The organism is Pseudomonas sp. PsB, assembly GCF_043658375.1.
GTDB lineage: Bacteria > Pseudomonadota > Gammaproteobacteria > Pseudomonadales > Pseudomonadaceae > Aquipseudomonas > Aquipseudomonas putida_Z.
Genome location: NZ_JBIGLU010000015.1, coordinates 57081 through 76509 on the forward strand (window position 1 = coordinate 57081; position 19429 = coordinate 76509).

General features: G+C 64.0%; 16 protein-coding genes. 10 read left to right on the forward strand and 6 right to left on the reverse strand.

Going from position 1 to position 19429, the window contains the following annotated elements; translation table 11 throughout:
- The first annotated feature begins 338 nt into the window (after positions 1-338).
- Positions 339-620, forward strand: coding sequence for a GNAT family N-acetyltransferase (locus ACGLHT_RS18205; protein ID WP_025338432.1), 282 nt, complete (start codon positions 339-341; stop codon positions 618-620).
- 134 nt (positions 621-754) lie between these two features.
- Here ACGLHT_RS18205 and ACGLHT_RS18210 read toward each other — a convergent pair whose 3' ends face one another.
- Positions 755-1831 carry a 3-deoxy-7-phosphoheptulonate synthase gene (locus tag ACGLHT_RS18210; RefSeq protein ID WP_013971901.1) on the reverse strand — a complete coding sequence of 359 codons (1077 nt, stop codon included), beginning with the start codon at positions 1829-1831 and terminating at the stop codon, positions 755-757.
- Positions 1832-2062: 231 nt separating this feature from the next.
- Between ACGLHT_RS18210 and ACGLHT_RS18215 the strand changes: the two genes are divergently transcribed.
- The 3 genes from ACGLHT_RS18215 to cysB all read left to right on the forward strand — a co-directional run bounded on the left by ACGLHT_RS18215 (position 2063) and on the right by cysB (position 4735).
- Entirely contained in the window at positions 2063-3010 is a 948-nt protein-coding gene (locus tag ACGLHT_RS18215) for a putative 2-dehydropantoate 2-reductase (protein WP_274120479.1), read from the forward strand.
- 124 nt (positions 3011-3134) lie between these two features.
- The gene (locus ACGLHT_RS18220; protein ID WP_015269711.1) at positions 3135-3632 is read left to right on the forward strand and encodes a universal stress protein; all 498 of its coding nucleotides are present in this window, start codon (positions 3135-3137) and stop codon (positions 3630-3632) included.
- A 128-nt stretch (positions 3633-3760) separates the two neighbouring features.
- On the forward strand, positions 3761-4735 hold the full coding sequence (gene cysB / locus ACGLHT_RS18225) for an HTH-type transcriptional regulator CysB (RefSeq protein ID WP_013971904.1): 975 nt from the start codon (positions 3761-3763) through the stop codon (positions 4733-4735).
- A gap of 139 nt (positions 4736-4874) precedes the next feature.
- On the opposite strand, the gene ACGLHT_RS18230 is transcribed toward cysB, so the two are convergent.
- From ACGLHT_RS18230 to ACGLHT_RS18250, 5 genes are all read right to left on the reverse strand, one after another.
- A complete protein-coding gene (locus ACGLHT_RS18230) occupies positions 4875-5609 on the reverse strand; it encodes a phosphoadenylyl-sulfate reductase (RefSeq protein WP_015269712.1) in 735 nt (244 codons plus the stop codon).
- 183 nt (positions 5610-5792) lie between these two features.
- Positions 5793-7136, reverse strand: coding sequence for an aminodeoxychorismate synthase component I (pabB, locus tag ACGLHT_RS18235; protein ID WP_137163468.1), 1344 nt, complete (start codon positions 7134-7136; stop codon positions 5793-5795).
- Between the two features lie 201 nt (positions 7137-7337).
- Positions 7338-8318 (reverse strand): alpha-L-glutamate ligase-like protein, encoded by a 981-nt coding sequence (locus ACGLHT_RS18240; RefSeq protein WP_025338436.1) that lies wholly within the window; start codon positions 8316-8318, stop codon positions 7338-7340.
- Positions 8318-9853, reverse strand: coding sequence for an inactive transglutaminase family protein (locus tag ACGLHT_RS18245; RefSeq protein ID WP_025338437.1), 1536 nt, complete (start codon positions 9851-9853; stop codon positions 8318-8320). Before ACGLHT_RS18245 ends, ACGLHT_RS18240 begins: the two co-directional genes overlap by 1 nt.
- Before the next feature lie 5 nt (positions 9854-9858).
- Positions 9859-10395, reverse strand: coding sequence for an ATP-dependent zinc protease (locus ACGLHT_RS18250; RefSeq protein ID WP_025338438.1), 537 nt, complete (start codon positions 10393-10395; stop codon positions 9859-9861).
- A 329-nt stretch (positions 10396-10724) separates the two neighbouring features.
- Between ACGLHT_RS18250 and ACGLHT_RS18255 the strand changes: the two genes are divergently transcribed.
- The 6 genes from ACGLHT_RS18255 to prpD all read left to right on the forward strand — a co-directional run bounded on the left by ACGLHT_RS18255 (position 10725) and on the right by prpD (position 19404).
- On the forward strand, positions 10725-11441 hold the full coding sequence (locus ACGLHT_RS18255) for a GntR family transcriptional regulator (protein WP_025338439.1): 717 nt from the start codon (positions 10725-10727) through the stop codon (positions 11439-11441).
- The gene (gene prpB, locus ACGLHT_RS18260; protein ID WP_003259689.1) at positions 11438-12328 is read left to right on the forward strand and encodes a methylisocitrate lyase; all 891 of its coding nucleotides are present in this window, start codon (positions 11438-11440) and stop codon (positions 12326-12328) included. Before ACGLHT_RS18255 ends, prpB begins: the two co-directional genes overlap by 4 nt.
- A 177-nt stretch (positions 12329-12505) precedes the next feature.
- The gene (prpC, locus tag ACGLHT_RS18265; RefSeq protein WP_013971911.1) at positions 12506-13633 is read left to right on the forward strand and encodes a 2-methylcitrate synthase; all 1128 of its coding nucleotides are present in this window, start codon (positions 12506-12508) and stop codon (positions 13631-13633) included.
- 191 nt (positions 13634-13824) lie between these two features.
- The gene (gene acnD / locus ACGLHT_RS18270) at positions 13825-16413 is read left to right on the forward strand and encodes a Fe/S-dependent 2-methylisocitrate dehydratase AcnD (protein ID WP_025338440.1); all 2589 of its coding nucleotides are present in this window, start codon (positions 13825-13827) and stop codon (positions 16411-16413) included.
- A 145-nt stretch (positions 16414-16558) separates the two neighbouring features.
- Positions 16559-17749: a 2-methylaconitate cis-trans isomerase PrpF gene (prpF, locus tag ACGLHT_RS18275; protein ID WP_075044545.1), complete on the forward strand. Its 1191-nt coding sequence runs from the start codon at positions 16559-16561 to the stop codon at positions 17747-17749.
- A 170-nt stretch (positions 17750-17919) separates the two neighbouring features.
- Positions 17920-19404 carry a 2-methylcitrate dehydratase gene (gene prpD / locus ACGLHT_RS18280; protein ID WP_274120480.1) on the forward strand — a complete coding sequence of 495 codons (1485 nt, stop codon included), beginning with the start codon at positions 17920-17922 and terminating at the stop codon, positions 19402-19404.
- Positions 19405-19429: the final 25 nt, after the last annotated feature.

Consider the following 19429-nt stretch of genomic DNA (forward strand, 5'->3'; position numbering starts at 1 on the left):
AAACGTACAGGGTTCGCAAGCGACTGTAGTACAGGAACTTTTTTGTTGAACTAAGGGTGACTTTAACTGTCCTTCGGCGTCTTAAGCCCTAGTACATCCGGTGGCTGCCTGGCGCGTTGCCAAGAATGGCATCTGGCTGCATTTTCGCCATTTTTAACCGCCACCACCTTGAGCAATCCCGCCTGCGGCGCCTACTATCTTGTGAGTGCCAGAGGATCCGAACGATTGCAATCGTCCAGTGGTCGAAGGGGGCAACAGGTGGCATAGAGGATTCTGTGCCGGATAAACCACCATCGGTTAAGGTATGGGTCTGCCGAGAAGACCTGCGAGGAGTAGTGATGAGCGAAGCGCTGACCATCCACCATGACCAGGCCGGTCATCAGTTCGAGACCAACGTGGACGGTCATCGTGCCTATCTGACGTACATGGACCTGGGCAAGCAGACGCTGGACATCTATCGCACCTTCGTACCCAACGCCCTGCGTGGCCGCGGGATTGCTGCCGCCCTGACCGAACGGGCCCTGGAGTACGCTGAACAGATGGGCTACACGGTGATTCCGTCCTGCTCGTACGTGGAGCGCTACATGGAGCGCCAGCAGCGGCATTCGAGCAAGGTCTGATTCTGTAAAAAAAAGCGGGGCCGCTTCGAGCCCCATCGCCGGCAAGCCAGCTCCCACATTTAAAGCGTTTCGCCGTACGTGTGGGAGCCGGCTTGCCGGCGATGGGGCGCGAAGCGGCCCCGCCTTTTATTGCATCAGCCGCGCTTACGCTGCGGCAGCACATCCTTAAGCTTGGCGCGCATGCTGCGCAGGGTCTTCTCGGTAGCCGACCAGTCGATGCAGGCATCGGTGATCGACACGCCGTACTGCAGTTCGTCCAGGTTCTTCGGAATCGACTGGCAGCCCCAGTTCAGGTGGCTCTCGACCATCAGGCCGATGATCGACTGGTTGCCTTCGAGGATCTGGTTGGCGACGTTCTCCATCACCAGCGGTTGCAGGGCCGGGTCCTTGTTGGAGTTGGCGTGGCTGCAATCGACCATGATGTTGGCCTTGATCTTGGCCTTGGCCAGGTCCTGCTCGCAGAGGGCGACGCTGACCGAATCGTAGTTCGGCTTGCCGTTGCCGCCGCGCAGTACCACGTGGCCGTACGGGTTGCCCTTGGTGGTGACGATCGACACGCCGCCTTCCTGGTTGATGCCGAGGAAGCGGTGCGGCTTGGACACCGACTGCAGGGCGTTGATGGCAACGGTCAGGCCGCCGTCGGTGCCGTTCTTGAAGCCGACTGCCGAGGACAGGCCCGAAGCCATCTCGCGGTGGGTCTGCGATTCGGTGGTGCGGGCGCCGATGGCCGACCAGCTGATCAGGTCCTGCAGGTACTGCGGAGAAATCGGGTCGAGCGCTTCGGTGGCGGTCGGCAGGCCCATTTCGGCCAGGTCCAGCAGCAGCTTGCGGCCGATGTGCAGGCCATCCTGGATCTTGAACGAGTCATCCAGGTACGGGTCGTTGATCAGGCCTTTCCAGCCGACGGTGGTGCGCGGTTTTTCGAAATACACGCGCATGACCAGGTACAGCGTGTCGGACACTTCCTCGGCCAGCACTTTCAGGCGCTCGGCGTACTCGTGGGCGGCCTTGATGTCGTGGATCGAGCAAGGGCCGACCACGACGAACAGGCGATGGTCCTTGCCGTCGAGAATATTGCGCACCACTTCACGGCCGGCAGTCACGGTCTGCAGGGCCTTGGCGCTGAGGGGGATTTCCTTCTTGAGCTGATCGGGGGTGATCAGGGTCTCGTTGGAGGCAACGTTCAAGTCATCGATCGGTAAATCAGCCATCGTGTTACTCGTCAGGTCACGGGTGCCGGCCGCCAACTATCCCCGTGCGGCCCAGCAGCAAGAATAATCGCAGCGGGGAGCCGAACCTTAGCGCGTTACAGGTGGCGCGACAATGGGCTGGGCCCCGTCCGTGTGGGGTTTTTCCGAGATGGCAGGTGTTTGCCGTGCATGGGCTGCCCAGCGCTGCGCAACCTGTGTAAAAAGAGGGCTGACTTTTACCTGGAGATCGGCATGCATCCGCACACACCACGTATCGGCATCATCGGCAGTGGCGCCATCGGCGGCTTCTATGGGTTGATGCTGGCCCGGGCCGGCTTCGATGTGCATTTCCTGTTGCGCAGCGAGTACGAGGTTGTCCGCGAGCAGGGGTTGACCCTGGACAGTGCCGTGCATGGCAACTTGCAGATAGAGGTGCAGGCCTATGCCAGTGCCGCCGACATGCCGCCCTGCGACTGGCTGCTGGTGGGGGCCAAGGCCACCAGCAATGACCAGTTGGCGCCGCTGATCGTGCAGGCGGCCGCACCGGGCGCCAAGGTGGTGCTGTTGCAGAACGGCCTGGGCGTGGAGGAGCAGTTGCGCCCGGCCTTGCGTAGCGACATGCACCTGCTCGGCGGCCTGTGTTTTATCTGCGTCAACCGCCAGGCGCCCGGCGTGATCCGCCACCAGGCCCTGGGCGCGGTCAACCTCGGCTACCACAGCGGGCCGGCCAACGATGGTGGTGCCGCGCTGGTCAATGAGGGCGCGGAGCTGTTCCGGGCTGCGGGCATCGACTCGCAGGCCATGCCCGACCTGGCCCAGGCACGCTGGCAGAAGCTGGTGTGGAACGTGCCCTACAACGGCCTGTCGGTGCTGCTCGGCGCCAGCACCACGCCGCTGATGGCCGACAGCCATGGCCGCGCCCTGATCCAGGCCTTGATGGCCGAGGTGGTGCAGGGTGCGGCGGCGTGTGGCCATGTGTTGCCCGAGGGGTATGCCGAGCACCTGTTCCAGGTGACCGAGCGCATGCCCGACTACTGGCCCAGCATGTACCACGACCATGTCCACAAGCGCCCGCTGGAGCTGCAGGCCATCTATGCCGAGCCGTTGGCACAGGCGCGTGCGGCAGGCTGCCGCTTGCCGTGCATGGAGATGCTGTACCAGGCGCTGGCGTTCATCGACCGGGGCGAACAGCCCCGCTGAGGGTGGCTCTGGCCCCGCCGGGGCCCTCCAGCCCGCACCAGCAGCGCGCCGGACGGCAAAGCGTGCGTCCGGCGCGCTGCTAAGCTGAAGCTTGCTCTGCCGCAGCGGCAGTCAAGGAGGTCGAATGATCCACTCCATGCTGTACGCCACCGACCTCGGTGTCTACGCCCCTTTTGTCATGCAACACGCGCTGGCGCTGGCGCGCACATTCGGCGCCGAGTTGTATGTGATCCATGCGGTAGAGCCCATGGGCCAGTTCGCTGAATCTCTCCTGCAAAGCTACCTCGATGAGCAGACGCTCGACCAGCTGCACAGCCAGGGGGTGAACACGGTGATGGCCAATATCGAGCAGCGTGTGCTGGAAAACTTTCGCGACGAACTGGGCGAGGAGGCCGACCTGGCGGTGATCAAGGCGGTGCGAGTACGCCAGGGCGACCCGGCGCAGGTGATCCTCGACCAGGCGCAGCGGCTGAGCGTCGACCTGCTGATTTTCGGTAGCCACAGTGCTGGCGCCGGCGTGGATGTGCCATTGGGGCGCACGGCGGTACGGCTGCTGCAGCTGTCGCCGGTACCGGTGTACATGGTGCCGCTGGCGCAGCATTTGGGGCGTAGGAAAGCATGAAGATGGCCGTAGGCCATTTCCGGGGGTATGTAACAAAATAGTTCTAGATTTATTTCCAGAACCACTAATATAGTTATATATCGTCGCTGCCTGCTGCCGCGGACTCATCGCTGAACCGAGGGGAACCTATGAAGCTTCAACAACTGCGCTACATCTGGGAAGTGGCGCACCATGACCTCAACGTCTCCGCGACGGCGCAGAGCCTGTATACCTCCCAGCCAGGTATCAGCAAGCAGATCCGCCTGCTCGAGGATGAGCTGGGTGTTGAAGTCTTTGCCCGCAGCGGCAAGCACCTGACCCGCGTTACCCCGGCCGGTGAGCGCATCATCAATACCGCCGGCGAAATCCTGCGCAAGGTCGAAAGCATCAAGCAGATTGCCCAGGAGTTTTCCAACGAGAAGAAGGGCACGCTGTCCATCGCCACCACCCACACCCAGGCGCGTTATGCCTTGCCGCCGGTGATCAGCAACTTCATCAAGCAGTACCCGGAAGTGTCCTTGCACATGCACCAGGGTTCGCCCATGCAAATTGCCGAGATGGCCGCGGACGGTACGGTCGACTTCGCCATCGCCACCGAGGCGCTGGAGCTGTTCGGCGACCTGATCATGATGCCGTGCTACAAGTGGAACCGCTGCGTGGTGGTGCCGCAGGGCCATCCGTTGACCAAGCTGCCGAAGCTTACTCTGGAAGCGGTCGCCGAATACCCGATCGTTACCTACGTGTTCGGTTTCACCGGCCGTTCGAAGCTGGACGAAGCGTTCAACCACCGCGGCCTTACGCCGAAAGTAGTGTTTACCGCGGCTGACGCCGACGTGATCAAGACCTATGTGCGCCTGGGGCTGGGCGTTGGGATCGTCGCCAAGATGGCGGTGGACACCAAGCTCGACAGCGACCTGGTGGCCTTGGATGCCAGCGAACTGTTCGAAGCCAGCATCACCAAGATCGGCTTCCGCCGCGGCACCTTCCTGCGTGGCTTCATGTGCGACTTCATCGAGAAGTTCGCACCGCACCTGACCCGTGAAGTGATGGCCAAGGCCATCCAGTGCCACAACAAGCAGGAGCTGGAAGACCTGTTCGAAGGCGTCGAGCTGCCGGTGCACTGATCTAGAATTGCAGGGGGCCGCTTTGCGGCCCAATCGCCGGCAAGCCAGCTCCCACAGGATTACCGTTGCCTGAAGGCTTGTGATGTTCCTGTGGGAGCTGGCTTGCCGGCGATTGGGGCGCGAAGCGGCCCCAGCTGTGTTATGCCTTGCTGATCAGGTTGCCCGCGTGCAACCCGCATTCCTTCTGCGTCGACTCTTCCCACCACCAACGCCCTTCGCGCTCATGCTGGTTTGGCAGCACCGGGCGGGTGCAGGGCTCGCAGCCGATGCTGATGAAGCCGCGCTCGTGCAGGCTGTTGTACGGCAGCTCCAGCATGCGGATATAACCCCACACTTCCTCGCTGGTCATCTGTGCCAGTGGGTTGAACTTGTACAGGGTGCGCTCGGGAGTGGAGAAGGCGCTGTCGATTTCCACTGCCGCCACCTGGCTGCGGGTGCCCGGGCTCTGGTCGCGGCGCTGGCCGGTGGCCCAGGCGCTCACGGTGGCCAGCTTGCGACGCAGCGGCTCGATCTTGCGGATACCGCAGCACTCGCCGTGGCCGTCCTTGTAGAAGCTGAACAGGCCCTTTTCCTTGACGAACGGGTCGAGCTTGGCGCGGTCGGGGCTGAGGATCTCGATCGGCAGGTTGTACTGCTCGCGGACCTGGTCGATGAACCGGTAGGTCTCCGGGTGCAGGCGGCCGGTGTCGAGACTGAACACCTTGACCTGCTTGTTCAGCTTCCAGGCCATGTCCACCAGCACCACATCCTCGGCGCCGCTGAAGGAGATCCACAGGTCATCACCGAAGTGCTCGAAGGCAAGCTTGAGGATGTCCTGCGGGGACTTGTTGGCATAGGTCGCGGCCAGTGCGGCGACGTCGAAGGGTTGGCTCATCAGGCGGTTTCCATCGTGGCTGTGGCGCTGTGCGCTCGTAGTGAGGTGATGGTAACAAAAAATGGCGGGGTAGGCGGGCTTGGAGTCGGTGGAGCCTGCTTTGCGGGCACGCCCGCTCCCACAGGTACAGCGCACATCTGTTAGTTGTGGGAGCGGGCGAGCCCGCGAAGCAGGCGCCGCCGATCACAAGCCCTGCAAGGTCTCCATCAACACCCGCACCTTGGCAATCGACTCTTCATATTCGGCCTGCCACTCGGAGTCGGCCACCACCGCGCCGCCGCCCCAGCAGCTGACCTGTCCACCCTTGACCAGCAGGCTGCGAATGGCAATCGAGCTGTCCATCTCGCCGCGCACATCCACGTAGAGCAGTGAGCCGCAGTACAGCGCCCGGCGTGCCGGCTCCAGTTCGTCGATGATCTGCATGGCGCGGATCTTCGGCGCGCCGGTGATCGAGCCGCCCGGGAAGCTGTCGCCGATCAGGTCCAGGGCGTCTTTATCGCTGGCCAGCTGGCCGGTGATGCTGCTGACCAAGTGGTGCACGTTGGGGTAGCTCTCCAGGCTGAACAGCTCGGGCACCTTCACCGAGCCGATCTCGCAGGTACGCCCCAGGTCGTTGCGCAGCAGGTCGACGATCATCAGGTTTTCCGAGCGATCCTTGGGGCTGTGCAGCAGCTCCTCGGCATTGCGCAGGTCTTCTGCCGGGTTGCTGGCGCGCGGGCGGGTGCCCTTGATCGGCCGGGTTTCCACCTGGCGCTGGCTGACGCGGATGAAGCGCTCGGGCGAAAAGCTCAACAGGGCGCTGCCGTCGGCCAGTTGCTGGTAGCCGGAGAAGGGGGTGGGGCAGGCTTTGCGCAGGGCCTGGTAAGCGTGCCACGGGTCGCCCTGGCAGGGCGCGCGGAAGCGCTGGGTAAGGTTGATCTGGTAGCAGTCGCCGGCCTGGATGTAGTGCTGCACCTGGTCAAAGGCGGCCTTGTACTGCTCGGGCTGCAGGTCGCCGGCCATCGGCGCGAGTAGCTGGAAGCTGCCGCTTTCCGCGTTGTCGACACCTTCGAACAGGGCGGTCAGGCGTTCCCGTTCGCTGCCGGGCAGGCTCGGGTGGAACACCAGTTGGCTGGTCGCGCACTGGTGGTCGGTCACCATCGCCCAGGCATACAGCCCCAATTGCGCGTCCGGCAGGCCAAGGTCGTCCACGGCCAGGCTGGGCAGGTGTTCCAGGCGGCGGCCGAAGTCATAGCTCAGGTAGCCGATCAGGCCGCCAGCGAACGGCAGCTCGCTGCCTGCGGGCAACTGCGCATGGCCCAGTCGTGCCAGGCCGGCGCGCAGGCGCTGGAGGAAGGTGCGGCCATCTTCGTCGGGCTGCGCTTGCAGGTGTTGCAGCGGCCAGGCGCTGAGCAGGTCGAAGCGCCCGCGTTCGGCGCCGGGGCGGGCGCTGTCCAGCAGGATCGCACCGGGGGCCTGGCGCAGGCGGGCGAAATAGGCGGCAGGGTCGGGCTGGTAGGGCAGGGGGTGGAGCGTACAGGTCGGCATCAGTGTGGACGGCGATGTAAAAGCGAGGAGGGCGATTGTAGACCTGTGCAGGAAATGCGCCTAGCTTTGTGGCGACATTCAAGCACTGGGTTTCGCCCTTGGGGCCCATTCGCAGCACAAGGCTGCTCCTACAGGATCACGCGATATCCTGTAGGAGCAGCCTTGTGCTGCGAATGGGCCGCAAGGCGGCCCTTGGCGATTTCAGCGCGGATGCACGTGCCCGAACAAGCCTTGCGATACCCGCACGCGCTGTTCGGCATCTTCGCTGATGCCATCCTTGGCCAGCGCTTCCAGGTGCGCCTCGATGGCGTGGGTGCGCTGGGTCAGGCCGCAGTCGTTGGCGATCTGGATGTTCAGGCCGGGGCGGGCGTTGAGCTCGAGAATCAGCGGCCCCTTGTCCTGGTCCAGCACCATGTCGACACCGATGTAGCCCAGGCCGCACAGCTCGTAGCAGCCGGCGGCCAGCTTCATGAAGCCGTCCCAGTTCGGCAGTTGCACGCCATCCACCGCGTTGGTGGTGTCCGGGTGCTTGCTGATGATGTTGTTCAGCCAGGTGCCGCGCAAGGTCACGCCGGTGGCCAGGTCGACACCCACGCCGATGGCGCCCTGGTGCAGGTTGGCCTTGCCGCCGGACTGGCGGGTCGGCAGGCGCAGCATGGCCATCACCGGGTAGCCCATCAGCACGATGATGCGGATGTCCGGCACACCTTCGTAGCTGATGCTCTTGAAGATCTGGTCGGGGGTGACCCGGTACTCAATCAGCGCACGGTCGCGGTGCCCGCCCAGCGAGTACAGGCCGGTGAGGATGCTCGAGATCTGGTGCTCGATTTCCTCGTGGCTGATGATCTTGCCGGACACCGTGCGGTAGCGGTCCTCGAAGCGGTCGGCGATCACCAGGATGCCGTCACCACCGGCGCCCTGCGCCGGCTTGATGACGAAATCGCTGCGCCCACCAATGATCTGGTGGAGCTTCTCGATCTCTTTCTCGGTCTCGATGATGCCGTACATTTCCGGCACATGGATGCCGGCCGCCAGGGCGCGCTCCTTGGTGATGATCTTGTCGTCGACGATCGGGTACAGGTGGCGCTTGTTGTACTTCAACACGTAGTCCGCGTTGCGCCGGTTGATACCCATGATGCCCCGGGCCTCCAGGGCTTTCCACGTCTTGATCAGGCCAAACATCAGGCGTCAGCCTTCTTCAGGAATGCCTTGAAGCGTACGAGCTCGGTCAGGCGGTAGCCGCGGTAGCGACCCATCGCCAGCATGAAGCCCACCAGGATCAGCAGCACGGCCGGGAAGGTGAACACGAAGTACACCAGCTCCGGCACCATCATCAACAGGTGCGCCAGGGAAGCGGCGAACAGGGTGCCGATGGCCACTTTCATGGCATGGCCGCCGCCACGCTCTTCCCAGGTGATGGACAGGCGCTCGATGGTCATGGTCAGGATCACCATCGGGAACAGCGCTACCGACAGCCCGCGCTCCAGGCCCAGCTTGTGGCTGAACAGGCTGATGGCGGCAATCAGTACCACGACGAAGGTCAGTACCACCGACAGGCGTGGCAGCATCTGCAACTTCAGGTGTTCCAGGTACGAGCGCAGCGACAGGCCCAGGGCGGTGATTACCGTGAACAGCACTATACCGAAGCCAAGCTGGGTCTCGCGGAAGGCCAGGGCGATCAGTACCGGGGTGAAGGTACCCAGGGTCTGCAGGCCGACCAGGTTGCGCAGCACCAGGATCACCAGCACACCGATCGGGATCATCACCATGATCATGAAGGTTTGCTGGGTCTGCAGCGGCAGGCCGTACAGCGAATATTCGAGGAAGTCGGCGTCGGTATTTTCGTCGGTCAGCTTGGCCAGGCGGATGGCGTTCATCTCGCTGTTGTTCATGCTGAAGGTAACGTTGGCCTTCTTGCCGCCATCGACGGTGATCAGGTTGTCGTCACCGGTCCACCACAGCAGGCGATCGCTGGGCAGGCCCTGCTCGCCGGTGTCCGGGTTGAAGTACAGCCAGTCGGTGCCGTTGAAGCTGCGCAGCCACAGTTCCGGGGTTTGCGGGGTGTCGGCCACCAGGCGGATGGTGTGCACCTTCTCCATCGGTACGTGGGCGATCGACAGCAGCAGGTCGATGACCTGGGCCTTCTTCATGGCCGTTGTGTCGCCGGCCAGCAGCAGCTTGACGTTGTCGTCGTTGAGGTTGTTGACCCGCTTGATGGTCTCGCTGACGAAGGTCTCGACGTCGGCCGAGTGCTGGCGGATCGGCGCCATCAGGGCCTCGGCGGCGATCTTCTCGGGGCCTTCCACTGCCAGGCTGTCACGGAAGGTCGGGCCTTTGACCGTGGTCTTCTCGTTGCTGTAGCGCTTGGTCAGCACCAGGCGGTAGTAGAGGGTCTGGTTGCCGCTGGCGCGGCGGGCCGACCAGGTGACCTTGCGGTTGCCGTCGGCACGGTTGACGCTCACCCCGTAGTTGTTGGAGATGAAGCTCTCGTTGAGGCTGACGTAGTCGCGGTTCAGCGGTGGCACGAACATCTGCACCTTGACCGGGTCCTTGGTGCTGGCCACGAACTCGACCTTGGCGTCGATGTTCCACAGGTCGTCGGTTTCATCCTCGGTTACCGGGATGCCGAGTACGAAGATCTGATAAGCCGTGACCGCCACGCCCAACAGCACCAGCACGGTGATCAGGACTTTCAGATGGAGGGTAAGAGAGCGCATCGGGATTACTCTGCTTTGGGAGCGTCGGTGGCACAGGCAGGTTTGCCGGCCGCGTATTTAAGGCTTGGGTCGACCAGCGCGTCGAAGTGCTTGAGCGCCTCGGAGCCGATCAGCAGCGGGAACTGGAAGGCGCTGCGGTCGGTGAGGTTGACTTCGATGGTGCGCATGGCCTGGCCCATGCAGATTTCAAGTTCGATGACCGGGCGCGCGGTGTAGGCCTTGCCCGATTCAGCATCATAGTCGCCGGCCCGGCGCTTGATCTTGCTTACGCGTGCCAGCGGGCGTTCGATGGGGTGCGAATGGGCGGCGTCGATGGCCAGGTAGAAGCGCACCCAGCTTTCGCCGTTGCGCTTGAAACGCTTGATGTCGCGGGCGCTGAGCGACGCGGTCTTGGCGCCGGTGTCGAGCTTGGCGGCCACTTCCAGGTCCAGGTCGCCCAGGCGTGCATATTCGTTGAGACCGTACACGGTCTTGCCTGCGGCCTGGCCAAGGGCCGGCAGCAGGGTGAGGCAGAGCAGCAATAATGCGGGTGTAAGTCTCATATTCCTGGCGCGGTGCAGTGCAAGGTTCGGGGCTGTTTTCAAAGCCATGTTCAGAGCCGTGTTCAGGGCAAGGCGACTGGCAGCGACTGCGCAAGCTTCCTCGTTCATCTGTCAACAGCATGAATGGATGACAGACAGGCTATCCATACTCCATCGGAGGCGCGGCATTCTATCACGCCGGCGCCTTGACGCCAGCGGTGCGCGTTCTGACAGCACCGGGCTGGCATTAGTTCGCTCTTAGACGATTGTCGACAATATTCATTTTGTCTTTGACTGCTGCGATCGAATTAGCTAATTTCCGGCAAAGAGATTTGCAAGGTGTCGACAATATGCAGGACCTATCCACCCCCAGCCCGGTGCTGGCAGACGAAACGGAAACCTTGTCCGAAAACGTCTTCCGGCGCATCCAGGCGGCCATCGTCAAGGGCGATATCGCCCCCGGCAGCAAGATTTCCGAGCCGGAGCTGGCGCGTACCTACGGCATCAGCCGCGGGCCGCTGCGCGAGGCCATTCACCGCCTCGAAGGCCAGCGCCTGCTGGTGCGCGTGCCGCATGTGGGGGCGCGGGTGGTGTCGCTCAACCACGCCGAACTGATCGAGCTGTACGAAATTCGCGAATCGCTGGAAGGCATGGCCTGCCGCCTGGCCGCCGAACGCATGAGCCAGGCCGACATCGACGAACTGCGCCGGGTGCTCGACACCCACGAGCGCGATGCCGCGTTCCAGGCCGGCCTGGGCTATTACCAGCAGGAAGGCGACTACGATTTCCATTACCGGATCATCCAGGGCAGCGGTAACCAGACCCTGGTCAAGATGCTCTGCGGCGAGCTGTACCAGCTGGTGCGCATGTACCGCATCCAGTTTTCCGCCACGCCCAACCGGCCACGCCAGGCCTTTGCCGAACACCACCGCATTCTCGATGCCATCGCCGACCGTGACGGCGAGCTGGCCGAACTCCTGATGCGCCGCCACATCGGCGCGTCCAAGCGCAATATCGAGCGTCACTACCTGGACGCCCACAACAACAGCCCACGAGGTGAGAAATGACTGTGAAGAGCACCCCCGGTCAGCGTTTCCGCGACGCCGTTGCCGCTGAACATCCGCTGCAGGTGGTTGGCGCCATCAACGCCAACCATGCCCTGCTGGCCAAGCGCGCCGGCTTCAAGGCCATCTACCTGTCCGGTGGCGGCGTCGCCGCCGGTTCGCTGGGCCTGCCGGACCTGGGCATCAGCGGCCTGGACGATGTACTCACCGACGTGCGCCGCATCACCGACGTGTGCGACCTGCCGCTGCTGGTGGATGTCGACACCGGCTTCGGCGCCTCTGCCTTCAACGTTGCCCGTACCGTGCGCTCGATGAGCAAGTTCGGCGCTGCCGCCATCCATATCGAGGACCAGGTCGGCGCCAAGCGCTGCGGCCACCGCCCGAACAAGGAAATCGTCAGCCAGCAGGAAATGGTCGACCGCATCAAGGCCGCAGTCGATGCCCGTACCGATGACAGCTTCGTGATCATGGCGCGTACCGATGCCTTGGCCGTCGAGGGCCTGAACGCCGCCCTGGACCGCGCCGCTGCCTGCGTCGAGGCCGGCGCCGACATGATCTTCCCGGAAGCCATCACCGAACTGCAGATGTACAAGACCTTCGCCGACCGGGTGAAGGCACCGATCCTGGCCAACATCACCGAATTCGGCGCCACGCCGCTGTACACCACCGAAGAGCTGGCCTCGGTCGACGTGTCGCTGGTGCTGTACCCGCTGTCGGCGTTCCGCGCCATGAACAAGGCGGCCGAGAACGTGTACACCGCGCTGCGCCGCGACGGCACGCAGAAGAACGTGATCGACACCATGCAGACCCGCATGGAGCTCTACGATGCCATTGGTTACCACGCCTTCGAGCAGAGCCTCGATGCGCTGTTTGCCCAGAAGAAGGGCTGAAGGCTTTTATTGGAGCGGCTGGCCTCTTCGCGGGCGCGCCCGCTCCCACAGGGACCCCACAGGCCTGGAGTGCCGCGCAGTCCCTGTAGGAGCGGGCGTGCCCGCGAAGAGGCCGGCACAGGCAAAACTGATTAGCCAGCTAGATTTCCATAACAAGTTCAAGAAAGGAGAAACACCATGGCCGAAGCAAAAGTACTCAGTGGCGCAGGCCTGCGCGGCCAGGTGGCCGGCCAGACCGCGCTGTCGACCGTGGGCCAGGCCGGTGCCGGGCTGACCTACCGTGGTTACGACGTGCGTGACCTGGCCGCGGGCGCCGAGTTCGAAGAAGTCGCCTACCTGCTGCTGTACGGCGAACTGCCGAGCAAAGCCGAACTGGCCGACTACAAGCGCAAGCTCAAGGGCCTGCGTGACCTGCCGCAAGCCCTGAAGGAAGTGCTCGAGCGCATCCCGCGTGACGCCCACCCGATGGACGTGATGCGCACAGGTTGCTCGGTGCTGGGTACCCTGGAGCCCGAACTGACCTTCGAGGCCCAGCGTGACAAGACCGACCGCCTGCTGGCGCTGTTCCCGGCGGTGATGTGCTACTGGTACCGCTTCACCCACGACGGCGTACGTATCGACTGCACCAGCGACGAAGACACCCTCGGTGGCCACTTCCTGCACCTGCTACACGGCAAGAAGCCGAGCGAGCTGCACGTCAAGGTCATGAACGTGTCGCTGATCCTCTACGCCGAGCACGAGTTCAACGCCTCGACCTTCACCGCCCGCGTCTGTGCCTCGACCCTGTCCGACCTGTACTCCTGCGTAACCGCTGCCATCGGTTCGCTGCGCGGCCCGCTGCATGGCGGTGCCAACGAGGCGGCGATGGAGCTGATCGAGCGCTTCCAGAGCCCGCAGGAAGCCACTGCCGAGCTGCTGCGCATGCTCGAGCGCAAGGACAAGATCATGGGCTTTGGCCATGCCATCTACAAAGAGTCCGACCCGCGCAACGAGGTGATCAAGGGCTGGTCGAAACAGCTCGCCGACGAAGTGGGTGACAAGGTGCTGTACCCGGTTTCCGAAGCCATCGACAAAACCATGTGGGAGCAGAAGCGCCTGTTCCCCAACGCCGACTTCTACCATGCCTCGGCGTACCACTTCATGGGCATCCCGACCAAGCTGTTCACCCCGATCTTCGTCTGCTCGCGCCTGACCGGCTGGGCGGCGCACGTCTTCGAACAGCGCGCCAACAACCGCATCATCCGCCCGAGCGCCGAGTATGTCGGCGTCGAGCAGCGCCAGTTCGTGCCGATCGAACAGCGCTGACAGGCCGTACCTGTGGGGGCCTGTTCCGGCCTCATCGCCGGCAAGCCGGCTCCCACAGGGACTGCACCAGCCTCAGGAGCAGTGCAATACCTGTGGGAGCCGGCTTGCCGGCGATGAGGCCGGAACGGCTGACACAGGGCTGCAACCAGAAAGCTATCCACGACCGTACCGTGACCGAGCCTGATAACGATATGAACACTGCATTCCGCAAGCACCTGCCAGGCACCGACCTGGACTACTTCGATGCCCGCGCGGCGGTCGAGGCCATCAAGCCCGGCGCCTACGATGGCCTGCCTTACACCTCTCGCGTACTTGCCGAAAACCTGGTGCGCCGCTGCGACCCGGCTACCCTCGACGCCTCGCTGGGCCAGCTGATCGAGCGCAAGCGCGACCTCGACTTCCCGTGGTTCCCGGCCCGCGTGGTGTGCCACGACATTCTCGGCCAGACCGCACTGGTCGACCTCGCCGGCCTGCGTGACGCCATTGCCGACAAAGGCGGCGACCCGGCCCAGGTCAACCCTGTGGTGCCGGTGCAACTGATCGTCGACCACTCGCTGGCCGTCGAGTGCGGCGGTTTCGACCCGCAGGCCTTCGAAAAGAACCGCGCCATCGAAGACCGCCGCAACGAAGACCGCTTCCACTTCATCAACTGGACCAAGAAGGCGTTCAAGAACGTCGACGTGATCCAGCCGGGCAACGGCATCATGCACCAGATCAACCTGGAGAAGATGTCGCCGGTGATCCACAACGACCGTGGCGTGGCCTACCCGGACACCTGCGTCGGCACCGACAGCCACACCCCGCATGTCGACGCCCTGGGCGTGATCGCCATCGGCGTGGGTGGCCTGGAAGCCGAGAACGTGATGCTCGGCCGTGCCTCGTGGATGCGCCTGCCGGAAATCGTCGGCGTCGAGCTGACCGGCAAGCTGGCGCCGAACATCACCGCCACCGACCTGGTGCTGGCCCTGACCGAATTCCTGCGCAAGCAGAAAGTCGTCGGCGCCTACCTGGAGTTCCACGGCGAGGGCGCCCGTGCCCTGACCCTGGGCGACCGCGCCACCATCTCCAACATGGCCCCGGAATATGGCGCCACTGCGGCGATGTTCGCCATCGACCAGCAGACCATCGACTACCTGCGCCTGACCGGCCGCGAAGAGCAGCAGGTCAAGCTGGTGGAAACCTATGCCAAGGCCACCGGCCTGTGGGCCGACAGCCTGGGCGGCGCAGTCTACGAGCGCACCCTGAGCTTCGACCTGTCGAGCGTGGTGCGCAACATGGCCGGCCCGTCCAACCCGCATGCCCGCGTCGCCACCAGCGACCTGGCGGCCAAAGGCATCGCCGGCAGTTGGGAAGAAGTGCCAGGGCAGATGCCTGATGGCGCGGTGATCATTGCGGCCATCACCAGCTGCACCAACACCAGCAACCCGCGCAACGTGATTGCCGCAGGCCTGCTGGCGCGCAATGCCAACAAGCTGGGCCTGGCCCGCAAGCCGTGGGTCAAGTCGTCGCTGGCGCCTGGCTCCAAGGCCGTGCAGCTGTACCTGGAAGAGGCCGGGCTGGAGAAGGAGCTGGAACAGCTCGGCTTTGGCATCGTCGCCTTCGCCTGCACCACCTGCAACGGCATGTCCGGCGCCCTGGACCCGGTGATCCAGCAAGAAATCATCGACCGTGACCTGTACGCCACCGCCGTGCTGTCGGGCAACCGCAACTTCGACGGGCGTATCCACCCGTATGCCAAGCAGGCCTTCCTCGCCTCACCGCCACTGGTGGTGGCCTACGCCATCGCCGGTACCATCCGCTTCGACATCGAGAAGGATGTGCTGGGCGTGGTCGATGGCAAGGAGATCCGCCTCAAGGACATCTGGCCCAGCGACGAAGAGATCGACGCCGTGGTGCGTGCTGCGGTCAAGCCGGAGCAGTTCCGCAAGGTGTACATCCCGATGTTCGCCATCGAGGAAGACCGTGGGCCGAAGGTAGCGCCGCTGTACGACTGGCGCCCGATGAGCACTTACATCCGCCGCCCGCCGTACTGGGAAGGTGCCTTGGCCGGTGAACGTACCCTGCGCGGCATGCGCCCGCTGGCAGTGCTGCCGGACAACATCACCACCGACCACCTGTCGCCGTCCAACGCCATCATGCTCGACAGCGCTGCCGGCGAGTACCTGGCGAAGATGGGCCTGCCGGAGGAGGACTTCAACTCCTACGCTACCCACCGTGGCGACCACCTGACTGCCCAGCGCGCTACCTTTGCCAACCCCAAGCTGTTCAACGAAATGGTGCGCAAGGAAGACGGCAGCGTGAAGCAGGGCTCGCTGGCGCGTATCGAGCCGGAAGGCAAGGTCACCCGCATGTGGGAGGCGATCGAGACCTACATGGATCGCAAGCAGCCGTTGATCATCGTCGCCGGTGCCGACTACGGCCAGGGTTCGTCCCGTGACTGGGCGGCCAAGGGTGTGCGCCTGGCCGGTGTCGAGGCGATCGTCGCCGAAGGTTTCGAGCGTATTCACCGTACCAACCTGGTGGGCATGGGCGTGCTGCCGCTGGAGTTCAAGCCGGGCACCGACCGCAAGACCCTCGGCCTGGATGGCAGCGAGACCTATGACGTACTGGGCGCGCGTACGCCGCGGGCGACGCTGACCCTGGTGGTTACCCGCGCCAACGGCGAGCGCCTGGAGGTACCGGTGACCTGCCGCCTGGACACCGCCGAGGAGGTGTCGATCTACGAGGCTGGCGGGGTGCTGCAACGCTTCGCCCAGGACTTCCTCGAAGCGACCGCCTAATTGTAGGGGGGCCGCTTTGCGGCCCATCGCGACACAAGGCCGCTCCTACAAGCGTTACCAGATCCCTGTAGGAGCGGCCTTGTGTCGCGATGGGCTGCAAAGCAGCCCCAGAGGCCATATGCATCTCAGACAGGACAGCACATCCATGGCTCACGTACCGCAAGTAAAAATCCCCGCCACCTACATCCGTGGCGGCACCAGCAAAGGCGTGTTCTTCCGCCTGCAAGACCTGCCCGAGCAAGCGCAGATCCCCGGCCCGGCCCGCGACGCACTGCTGCTGCGGGTGATCGGCAGCCCCGACCCCTACGGCAAGCAGATCGACGGCATGGGCGGCGCCACTTCGAGCACCAGCAAGACCGTGATCCTGTCGCAAAGCATCAAGCCTGAACACGATGTCGACTATCTGTTCGGCCAGGTCAGCATCGACAAGGCCTTTGTCGACTGGAGCGGCAATTGCGGCAACCTCTCCGCCGCGGTCGGTTCGTTCGCCATCAGCAGCGGCCTGGTCGACCCGGCGCGCATTCCGCGCAACGGCATCGCCACCGTGCGCATCTGGCAGGCCAACATCGGCAAGACCATCATCGCCCATGTGCCGATCACCGAAGGTGAAGTGCAGGAAACCGGCGACTTCGAGCTGGACGGGGTGACCTTCCCGGCCGCCGAGGTGCAGCTTGAGTTCCTCGACCCGGCGGCCGACGAAGATGGCGACGGCGGGGCGATGTTCCCCACCGGCAACCTGGTCGATGATCTCGAGGTGCCAGGTGTCGGTACGTTCAAGGCGACCCTGATCAATGCCGGCATCCCGACCATCTTCGTCAATGCGGCGGATATCGGCTACACCGGCACCGAACTGCAGGACGCCATCAACGGCGACCCGCAGGCGCTGCTGCGCTTCGAGACAATTCGCGCCTATGGCGCCGTGCGCATGGGCCTGATCGACAACGTCGACCAGGCTGCCGGGCGTCAGCACACGCCGAAAGTGGCTTTCGTCGCGCCGCCGAGCACCTACACTGCGTCCAGTGGCAAAGCGGTGCAGGCGGGTGATATCGACCTGCTGGTGCGGGCCTTGTCGATGGGCAAGCTGCACCATGCAATGATGGGAACGGCCGCGGTGGCCATCGGCACCGCGGCGGCCATTCCGGGCACGCTGGTCAACCTCGCCGCAGGCGGGGGCGAGCGCAGCGCCGTGCGTTTCGGCCACCCCTCGGGCACCCTGCGGGTGGGGGCCGAGGCGCGCCAGGTGAATGGTGAATGGACAGTGACCAAGGCAATCATGAGCCGCAGTGCTCGCGTGCTGATGGAGGGCTGGGTTCGCGTGCCTGGCGATAGCTTCTAACGCACCACTGGCGCTCGGCTTTAGTTCGTTGGGGCCGCTTTGCGCCCCTTCGCGGGCTTGCCCGCTCCCACAGGTAATCACAGGTTCCGAAGGCTGTGGTGTACTTGTGGGAGCGGGCGAGCCCGCGAAGGGCTGCAAAGCAGTCCCGGCAATTCTGAAGGGAGCTGGATATGAGCGCCAACGTAGACCTCAACGCCCGCCCGGACTACGACCGGGTGCTGCAAACCCTCGCCGATTACGCCCTCACGTACCGGGTCGAATCCGCCGAAGCCCTGGACACCGCGCGCAACTGCCTGATGGATACCCTCGGCTGCGGCCTGCTGGCCCTGCGCTTCCCCGAATGCACCAAGCTGCTAGGCCCCCAGGTGGAAGGCACGGTGGTGCCCAATGGTGCCCGCGTGCCCGGCACCGCCTACCGCCTCGACCCGGTCAAGGCCGCCTGGGACATCGGCTGCACGGTACGTTGGCTGGACTACAACGATACCTGGCTGGCCGCCGAATGGGCCCACCCCTCGGACAACCTCGGCGGCATCCTGGCCGTTGCCGATCACCTGTCGCAGAAGCGCGTGGCCGCAGGTGAAACGCCACTGTTGATGCGCGATGTGCTCGAAGCCATGGTCATGGCTCACGAGATTCAGGGCGTGCTGGCGCTGGAAAACGCCTTCAATCGTGTTGGCCTCGACCATGTGATTCTGGTCAAGGTAGCCTCCACTGCAGTGTGCGCCAGGCTGATGGGGGCCAACCGTGAGCAGATGCTGAGCGCCTTGTCCCACGCCTTCGTCGACGGCCAGGCGCTGCGTACCTACCGCCATGCGCCCAACGCCGGTTCGCGCAAGTCGTGGGCCGCCGGTGATGCTTCCAGCCGTGGCGTGCGCCTGGCTGATATTGCCCTGCGTGGCGAGATGGGCGTGCCGGGCGTGCTCACTGCGCCGCAGTGGGGCTTCTATGATGTGCTGTTCAGCCACACCAACAAGGACCTCGCGCTCAAGCCGTCCGAGCAGCAAGAGCTGCGCGTGCCGCAAGCCCTGGGTAGCTACGTGATGGAAAACGTGCTGTTCAAGGTCAGTTTCCCTGCCGAGTTCCACGCCCAGACCGCCTGCGAGGCAGCGGTAACCCTGCATCCACTGGTGCGTAACCGCCTGCACGAAGTCGACCGTATCGTCATTACCACCCAGGAGTCGGCGATCCGCATCATTTCCAAGAGCGGCCCGCTGGCCAACGCCGCCGACCGCGACCACTGCCTGCAGTACATGGTGGCGGTGCCGCTGATTTTCGGTCATCTGGTGGCCGAGCATTACGAAGACACCTTCCATGCCAACCACCCAAGCATCGACCGCCTGCGCGAGAAGATGGAGGTGGTTGAAGACCCGCGCTTCAGCCGTGAGTACCTGGAGCCGGACAAACGCTCGATCGCCAACGCGCTGCAGGTGTTCTTCAAGGATGGCAGCAGTACCGAGCAGGTGGTGGTGGAATACCCGATCGGGCATCGCCGGCGGCGAGGGGAGGGCATACCGTTGCTGGAGGCCAAGTTCAGGGACAACCTGGCGACGCGCTTTGCGCGGCAGCGGTGTGGGGAGATCGTGGATGTGTGCAAGGACCAGCAGAAGCTGGAGCAGATGGCGGTGCACAGGTTTGTCGACCTGTTCGTGATCTGAATCGGCCTCTTCGCGGGCTTGCCCG